Consider the following 8,508-nt stretch of genomic DNA (forward strand, 5'->3'; position numbering starts at 1 on the left):
ATGAAAACCGTCACCGAATTCCCCCGCAAAGTCGTCGAATTTCCCGATATGGGCATCGTCATGCCGGATGGCTGCCGGCTGTCGGCGCGCGTCTGGATGCCGGAGGACGCGACTGACGATCCGGTGCCGGCGATCCTCGAGCACCTGCCCTACCGCAAGCGCGACGGCACCATCTTTCGCGATCAGCTCACCCATCCCTATTTCGCCGGCCACGGCTACGCCTCGATCCGCGTCGACATGCGCGGCAATGGTGATTCCGAAGGGCTGATGGACGACGAATATTCCGAGCAGGAATTGCAGGACGCCTGCGACGTCATCGCCTGGGCGGCCGCGCAGCCCTGGTGCAACGGCAATGTCGGCATGATGGGCATCTCGTGGGGCGGCTTCAACTGCCTGCAGGTGGCTGCCAAGCAGCCGCCGGCGCTGAAGGCGGTGATCAGCCTATGCTCGACGGTCGACCGCTATGCCGACGACATCCACTACAAGGGCGGCTGCCTGCTCTTGGAAAATTTCGGCTGGGCCTCGACGATGCTGTCCTATTCGTCGCGGCCTCCGGATCCGGCGATTGCCGGCGGCAACCGCTGGCGGGATTTGTGGCTTAACCGGCTGGAGAACCAGCCTTTCCTTCTGCCGCTCTGGCTCGGCCACCAGCATCGCGACGCCTATTGGAAACGCGGCTCGATCTGCGAGGATTTTTCGGCTGTTCAGGCGGCCGTGCTGTCGATCGGTGGCTGGCATGACGGCTACCGCAACACGATCTCCAATCTCGTCACCAACATCGAGTCGCCGGTCAAAGGTATCGTCGGTCCCTGGATCCACAAATACCCGCATTACGCCGGGCCCAAGCCGGCGATCGGCTTCCTGCAGGAAGCGCTGCGCTGGTGGGACCGCTGGCTGAAGGGCGCTGAAACCGGCGTCGAGGCCGATCCGGCCTACCGCGCCTACGTGATGGACAGCGTGCGCCCGGCGCGCTGGCATCCCGAGCGGCCGGGCCGCTGGGTGGCCGAGCAGACCTGGCCGTCGGCCAACATCAAGCTTGAGACGATCGAGCTCATCCCCGACGGCGCCAAGCCCGCGATCGTCGCGTCGCCGCAGACCTGCGGACTTGCCGGCGGCGAATATTTTCCCTTCACCTTCGGGCCGGAACTGCCGGGCGACCAACGCCCCGATGACGCGCTGTCGGTTTGTTTCGATCAACCCGAGCTCGGCGAAGCGATCGACATAGTCGGGGCGCCGGAGCTCGAGGTCCGGGTCGCCTCCGACCGGCCGCAGGCCAATATCGCGGTGCGGCTCTGCGACGTGCATCCGGACGGCGCCTCGGAGCTGATCTCCTATGGCGTGCTCAATCTGACCCACCGCAACTCGCATGAATTCCCCGATCCGTTGGTTCCCGGGCAGACGGTTTCGGCGCGCGTGGTGCTCGACCAATGCGCCTATCGTGTGCCGGCCGGCCACAAATTGCGCATCGCCGTTTCGACCGCTTACTGGCCGATGATCTGGCCCTCGCCGGAACCGGTACGGCTTGATCTCTCGACGGCGACGCTGAGGCTGCCGCGGCGTCCGCTGGCAAGAGGGGATGAGGTTTCGTTCCCTGAGCCGGAAGGCGCGACGCCGTGGGCGACCGAGACGATCAGGCAGGCGAATTCCGAACGCCATGTCGATCGCGACGAGAAGACCGGGCTGGTTAGGCTTTCCATAACCGACGATTTCGGCGAGGTGCGCGACATCGACCATGGGCTGGCCAATGGCAGCGTCGTGCGCGAGATATGGACGATTCATCCCGACGACCCGCTGTCGGCCACAGGAGCCACGCATTGGACGCAGACCTTGTCGCGCAATGAATGGTCGGTGCGGACCGAGACTTTTGCCGAGATGCGATCGGACGCCGCAAACTTCATCGTCAGCGCCAGAATCGAAGCCTATGAGGGCGAAAAGCTGGTCTTCGAACGCGACTTCGAGCAGACGATTCCCCGCTCCATGGTTTGAGCCGAAGCAAGATTGGTCCAAATGCGACGTACGATTTACGCCACCGTATGTCGCATTCGGTCTTGCCTGCCGCTTTCCCTTACGGTCATTATCTCCTCCAATAGCAAGAAACGACCATAAGGTCGGATACCCAGAGTGAGGAACCAGAATGTCCAACGAACTCGACTATCTCAGCCGGCGAGTCGCGGCCGGAAAACTTAGCCGTCGCGACTTTCTCGGTCGCGCCGCGGCGCTCGGCGTCACCGCTACCTTTGCCAACTCGCTGCTCTCCAGCGCCGTGCGCGCTGCCGGCCCGGTCAAGGGCGGCACGCTGAAGGCCGGTCTGGTCGGGGGTGAATCCACCAACAGCCTCGATCCGGCCCTGTTCATGACCCAGGTGCCCTTTGCCTTCGGCAAAATGTGGGGCGAATTGATCGTGGAGCTCTCGCCCGACGGCAAGCTGGAGAACCGCATCGCCGAGGAGATCGGCTCTTCGGACGACGCCAAGGTCTGGACGCTGAAAATCCGCGACGGCATCGAGTTCCACAACGGCAAGACGGTTACCGCAGAAGACGTCGCTGCCACGCTCGAGCGTCATTCGGACGAGAAGTCCAAGTCCGGCGCGCTGGGCTACATGAAGGGCATCGACACCATCAAGGTCAACGGCAAGGAAGTCGTGCTGACGCTGAAGGAGCCTAACGCCGACCTCCCCTACCTTCTCAGCGACTATCACCTGATCGTCCAGCCGAACGGCGGCAAGGACAAGGCCGATGCGGGCATCGGCGCCGGGCCGTACAAGGTCAAGGTCAATGAGCCCGGCGTGCGCCATGGCGGCGAACGCTTCGCCAATTACTGGCAGGGCGACAAGATGGGCCACGCCGACCAGATCGAAATCATCGTCATCAACGATGCGACAGCGCGCACTGCGGCCCTGCAGGGCGGCCAGGTCAACATGATCAACCGCGTCGAGCCGAAGATCGTCGACCTGATCAAGCGCGTGCCTGGCGTCACCATCCGCAACCACTCCGGTCCGGGCCACTACGTGTTCATCATGCATTGCAACACGGCGCCGTTCGACAACAACGATCTCAGGATGGCGTTGAAGCTGGCGATCGACCGCGAGGAGATGTTGAAAAAAGTGCTGCGCGGCTACGGCTCGCTCGGCAACGATTTCCCGATCAACGCCTCCTACCCGCTATTCACCGAGATCGAGCAGCGCAAGTACGATCCGGACAAGGCCAAGTTCCACTACAAGAAGTCCGGTCATGACGGCCCTGTGCTGCTTAGGACCTCGGACGTCGCCTTCCCGGGCGCTGTCGATGCATCCCAGCTTTTCCAGCAGAGCGCCGCCAAGGCCGGCATCAAGATCGAGCTCAAGCGCGAGCCCGGCGACGGCTATTGGAACGAAGTCTGGAACAAGCAGCCCTTCTGCGCCTCCTATTGGGGCGGTCGCTCGACCCAGGACCAGATGTACTCGACCGCCTATCTGTCGACCGCCGATTGGAACGACACGCGTTTCAAGCGCCCGGACTTCGACAAGATGGTGCTGGCCGCGCGCGCCGAACTCGACGAGGCCAAGCGCAAGGCGATCTACCACGACATGGCCGTCATGGTGCGCGACGAAGGCGGCCTGATCCTGCCGATGTTCAATCAGTTCATCGACGCAACAGGCCCCAAGGTGGCTGGCTGGGTGGAGGATCCGCATCAGGAGCTTTGCAACGGCTACGCGCTGGCGAAGTGCTGGCTCGAAGCCTGAGCACGGCCTTGCGGAGATGTCCTCACCCATCGTGAAACTGGTGGCCCAGCGCATTGCGCTGGGCATCCTCCTTCTGCTGGCCGTTTCGGTCCTGATCTTCGCCGGCACGCAGATTCTGCCCGGCGACGTCGCGCAAGCCATCCTTGGACAATCGGCGACCCCGGAGTCGCTGGCCAATCTGCGCGAGCAGCTCGGGCTCAACCAGCCTGCCTATATCCGTTACTTCCACTGGCTGGGCGGCGTGCTGACCGGCGATCTCGGCACCGCCATGTCGAGCGGCCAGGACATCGCGACATCAATCAAGGAACGGCTGTGGAATACGCTGTTCCTGGCCTTCTGGGCGGCCATCGTGGCTATCCCGCTGGCGATCACGCTTGGGTTGATCGCAGTGCGCTACCGCAATGGCTGGGTCGACAAGCTGATCTCCGGCGTGGCGCTTGCCTCGACCTCCTTCCCGGAGTTCTTCATCGGCTATCTGCTCGTCTTCTACTTCGCGGTCCAGCACCAATGGTTCCCGGCCATCTCGACCGTCTATGATGGAATGCCTTTGGGTGAGCGCCTGCAGGCTATAGCGCTGCCTGCGGCGGCGCTGACTCTGGTGGTGCTCGCCCATATGATGCGCATGACGCGCGCGGCGATCCTCAACGTCATGCAGTCGGCCTATGTCGAGACGGCCGAACTCAAGGGGCTGTCGGCCGCTGCCGTTATCCGCAAGCATGCCTTCCCGAACGCGATCGCGCCGATCATCAATGTCGTCATGCTCAACCTTGCCTATCTGGTGGTCGGCGTCGTCGTGGTCGAGGTGATCTTTGTCTATCCAGGCATGGGGCAATATCTGGTCGACCACGTCACGAAGCGCGACGTGCCGGTCGTGCAGGCGGTCGGCTTGATCTTCGCCGCCGTCTATATCACCCTCAACATCATCGCAGACATTGCAGCGATTGTCGCCAATCCGCGACTCAGGCATCCGAAGTAGGGGGCGGCCGATATGCTCGATATCAGACGCATCCCTCTGCCATCGCTGGCCGGCCTGGTGCTGACCGCGCTGTTCGTGCTGGCGGCAATCTTCGCGCCCTTGATCGCGCCGCACGGCAACGCCGAGATCATCGGCGACGTGTGGGAGCCGATGTCGGCCGCGCACTGGCTGGGCACCGACAATCTCGGCCGCGATCTGTTGTCGCGCATGATCTACGGCGCCCGCATCACGCTGTTCATCGCGGTGCTGGCGACGGCACTGTCCTTCTCGCTTGGGGCCATTCTCGGCTTTTCGGCGGCGGTATTCGGCGGCTGGTACGACACGATCCTGTCGCGGCTCGTCGACCTCCTCATGTCGATCCCGACGCTGATCATGGGCCTCGTCGTGCTTTCGGTGCTGCCGTCGAACCTGGTGACGCTGATCCTGGTCATGGGCATCCTCGATTCGACCCGAGTCTACCGACTGTCGCGCGCGGTCGCCGTCGACATCAACGTCATGGACTATGTCGAGGCAGCGAAGCTGCGCGGCGAAGGCAGCGGCTGGATCATCTTCCGGGAGATCCTTCCCAATGCGCTGTCGCCGCTGGTCTCGGAACTCGGGCTGCGCTTCATCTATGCCGTGCTGTTCCTGTCGACGCTGTCCTTCCTCGGTCTCGGCGTGCAGCCGCCGGATGCCGACTGGGGCGGCATGGTCAAGGAGAACAAGGACGGTATCGTGTTCGGCATTCCGGCGGCGCTCATCCCAGCGGCGGCGATCGCGGCACTGGCGATCTCGGTCAATCTCGTCGCCGACTGGGTGCTCAATCGCACGACAAGCCTGAAGGGAGGACGCGGCTGATGGTTGACGGCAAAGCAAAGTCCGGTCCTCTCCTCGACATCCGCAACCTGCGCATCGAAGCGACGGTCTATCCGCCGGGTGAAGCACCGAGGACCATCACGCTTGTCCACGACGTTTCGCTGACGCTGGAGAAGGGCAAGGTGCTTGGGCTGATCGGCGAGTCCGGCGCCGGCAAGTCGACCATCGGCCTGTCGTCGATGGGCTATGGCCGCGGCGGCGTTCGGATTACCGGCGGCGAGGTCATCCTCAACGGCCGCGACATACTGACAGGCGGCAAGGAAGGCCTGCGCAAGCTGCGCGGCCGCGAAGTCTGCTATGTCGCCCAGTCGGCGGCGGCGGCCTTCAATCCGGCGCACCGGCTGATGGACCAGGTGGTGGAGGCCACGCTCCTGCACGGCACCGCTACCCGCGCCGAGGCCGAGAAACGCGCCGTCGCCCTGTTCAGGAAGCTCAGCCTGCCCAACCCCGAAACGATCGGCGAGCGTTTCCCGCACCAGGTGTCGGGCGGCCAGCTGCAGCGCGTGATGACGGCGATGGCGTTGTGCTCGGAACCTGACCTGATCGTCTTCGACGAGCCGACGACGGCCCTCGACGTGACGACGCAGATCGACGTGCTGTCAGCGATCAAGGATGCCATCCGCGACACACATGTCGCGGCCCTTTACATCACCCACGATCTGGCCGTCGTGGCACAGGTGTCCGACGAGATCATGGTGCTGCGTCACGGCCGGCTGGTCGAATGGGGCGGCACCCACCAGATCATCAAGGAGCCGCGCCAGGAATACACCAACGCCCTGGTCTCGGTGCATCAGATCGAACACCAGGAACAGCAGCCGGGCACGACGCCGATGCTATCGGTGAAGAACGTGACGGCCGCCTATGGCGGCGGCCACGTCAAGGTGCTGAAGAACGTTTCGGTCGACATCTTTCCGGGCCAGACGCTGGCCGTGGTCGGCGAGAGCGGTTCCGGCAAATCGACGCTGGCGCGCGCCATCACCGGGCTCTTGCCGCCCGAGAAAGGTAGCGTTGTCTTCGACGGCCGCACGCTTGCCAACAGGCTCGCCGACCGGCCGAAGGAGGACCTTCGCCAGCTGCAGATGATCTACCAGATGGCCGACGTGGCGATGAATCCGCGCCAGACGGTAGGCACCATCATCGGCCGGCCGCTGGAGTTCTATTTCGGCATGAAGGGCCGCGAACGCGACAAGCGCGTCGCCGAGCTGCTCGACGAGATCGAGATGGGCAAGGGCTTCGTCGACCGCTATCCGGCCGAGCTTTCCGGCGGCCAGAAGCAGCGCGTCTGCATCGCCCGCTCGCTCGCCGCCAAGCCGAAGCTGATCATCTGCGACGAGGTGACCTCGGCGCTCGACCCGCTGGTCGCCCACGGCATCCTCAAGCTGCTGCTCAACTTGCAGCAGATCGAGAAGGTGGCCTACCTTTTCATCACCCACGATCTGGCGACGGTTAAGTCGATCGCCGATTCGATCGCTGTGATGTATCGCGGCGAGGTGGTGCGCTACGGATCCAAAAGCAAGGTGCTGACGCCGCCCTTCGACGCCTACACCGACCTGCTCCTCTCCTCCGTTCCCGAAATGGAGATCGGCTGGCTGGAGAAGGCCATCAAGGGCCGGCGCATGGAAAGCGCCGGCAACTGACGCAATTCCCGCAGAACTGTTAAGCGGCTTCCGCACGGAATTGCGGCGCCGCCAAAGGTCGGTGGTTGGGTGAAGAACCCGAATGGCGAGATGATGGACGGCTATGCGCTCAACGAGTGCTGGCTGAACGCCTGATATCAAGCTATCCAAAGCAGCGCCGCGTGTCCGCGCGACAGGCGGCGCCTCTGTTTTCAATGCATGGGAACCGCCGTGGCGCTCAAATCCAAACTGCTGCTCATCATCCTCGACGGCGTGCCCTACCGGAACTGGCGCCGGCTGATGGGCAATCTCGAGGGCTGGGCGCAATCGGGCGAGGCGCAGGTGTGGAAGATGCGCTCCGTGCTGCCGTCGACGTCCGCCTGCTGCTACGCCTCGATCCACACCGGTGTCACGCCGCAGGTGCACGGCATCCTTTCCAACGAGAACCGCTTTCGCGTCACGCAACCGGACATTTTTTCGGAAGTGAGCAAGGCCGGCGGCAGGACGGGCGCGGTGACCCATTCCTACTGGTCGGAATTCTTCCGCTCGTATCCGTTCGATCTTATCGAGGACATGGAGTTCGACGAGCCAAGCGGGCCGATCACGCATGGTCGCTTCCACACCATGACCGGCTACAATCTCAAGAATCAGATGACGCCAAGCGATGTCGACCTGTTCGCGACGCTGACGATGCTGACCAAACGCCATCGCATCGACTACGGCATCCTGCACACCTGCACGCTGGATTCGATGGGTCACCGCTTCGGCCATGACTGCCACGAGATGGATCATGCCTGCTACGCGATGGACGGCATGCTCGCTGCCTTCCTGCCGCAATGGCGCCAAGCTGGCTATGAAGTGATCGTGACGGCCGACCATGGCCAGACCGGCCGCGGCCACCATGGCGGCCATGACCACGAGATGCAGGATTTCGCGCTCTATTATTTCGGGCCTGCCAATGGGCCTGAGGCCGACACGCTGCTCGACCAGCTGCAGCTCGCGCCAACAGTGCTGAGCCGGCTTGGCGTGACGATACCGGAGACGATGAAGGCGAAGGCGTTTTTGGGTTAAGCGGCCTTTCCTTCTCCCCTTGTGGGAAGGTGGATCGGCGCGCAGTGCCGAGACGGATGAGGGGTGTTCCAGCGGAGTGAGACGTCGGCATTCCCTGGAACGCCCCACATCCGGCCGCTTCGCGGCCACCTTCTCCCACAAGGGGCCTGTTGCGCAGTTAGCGAGAACAGGCTCGCAGAGGGGTTTTGACCGCGAAGTGTGTTGTGCTTGGTGGGCGATTTGGCCTTGGGGTTGAGTTTGATGGTGGCGGTGCGGCCCCTAGGCCGGTA

Annotated in this window: 6 protein-coding genes; all 6 read left to right on the forward strand. The window is 63.4% G+C overall.

Going from position 1 to position 8,508, the window contains the following annotated elements:
• The 6 genes from CK219_RS25705 to CK219_RS25730 all read left to right on the forward strand — a co-directional run bounded on the left by CK219_RS25705 (window position 1) and on the right by CK219_RS25730 (window position 8,239).
• On the forward strand, window positions 1-1,986 hold the full coding sequence (locus CK219_RS25705; RefSeq protein ID WP_095769413.1) for a CocE/NonD family hydrolase: 1,986 nt from the start codon (window positions 1-3) through the stop codon (window positions 1,984-1,986).
• A 148-nt stretch (window positions 1,987-2,134) separates the two neighbouring features.
• Window positions 2,135-3,721, forward strand: coding sequence for an ABC transporter substrate-binding protein (locus tag CK219_RS25710; RefSeq protein ID WP_095769414.1), 1,587 nt, complete (start codon window positions 2,135-2,137; stop codon window positions 3,719-3,721).
• A 16-nt stretch (window positions 3,722-3,737) separates the two neighbouring features.
• On the forward strand, window positions 3,738-4,697 hold the full coding sequence (locus CK219_RS25715; RefSeq protein ID WP_095769415.1) for an ABC transporter permease: 960 nt from the start codon (window positions 3,738-3,740) through the stop codon (window positions 4,695-4,697).
• Window positions 4,698-4,709: 12 nt separating this feature from the next.
• Entirely contained in the window at window positions 4,710-5,534 is an 825-nt protein-coding gene (locus CK219_RS25720) for an ABC transporter permease (RefSeq protein WP_095769416.1), read from the forward strand.
• Window positions 5,534-7,189 (forward strand): ABC transporter ATP-binding protein, encoded by a 1,656-nt coding sequence (locus CK219_RS25725; protein WP_095769417.1) that lies wholly within the window; start codon window positions 5,534-5,536, stop codon window positions 7,187-7,189. The genes CK219_RS25720 and CK219_RS25725 overlap by 1 nt, the downstream gene beginning before the upstream one ends.
• A gap of 210 nt (window positions 7,190-7,399) precedes the next feature.
• Window positions 7,400-8,239 carry an alkaline phosphatase family protein gene (locus CK219_RS25730; protein ID WP_095769427.1) on the forward strand — a complete coding sequence of 280 codons (840 nt, stop codon included), beginning with the start codon at window positions 7,400-7,402 and terminating at the stop codon, window positions 8,237-8,239.
• Window positions 8,240-8,508: the final 269 nt, after the last annotated feature.

This window comes from Mesorhizobium sp. WSM4313 (assembly GCF_002294725.1).
Taxonomy (GTDB): domain Bacteria; phylum Pseudomonadota; class Alphaproteobacteria; order Rhizobiales; family Rhizobiaceae; genus Mesorhizobium.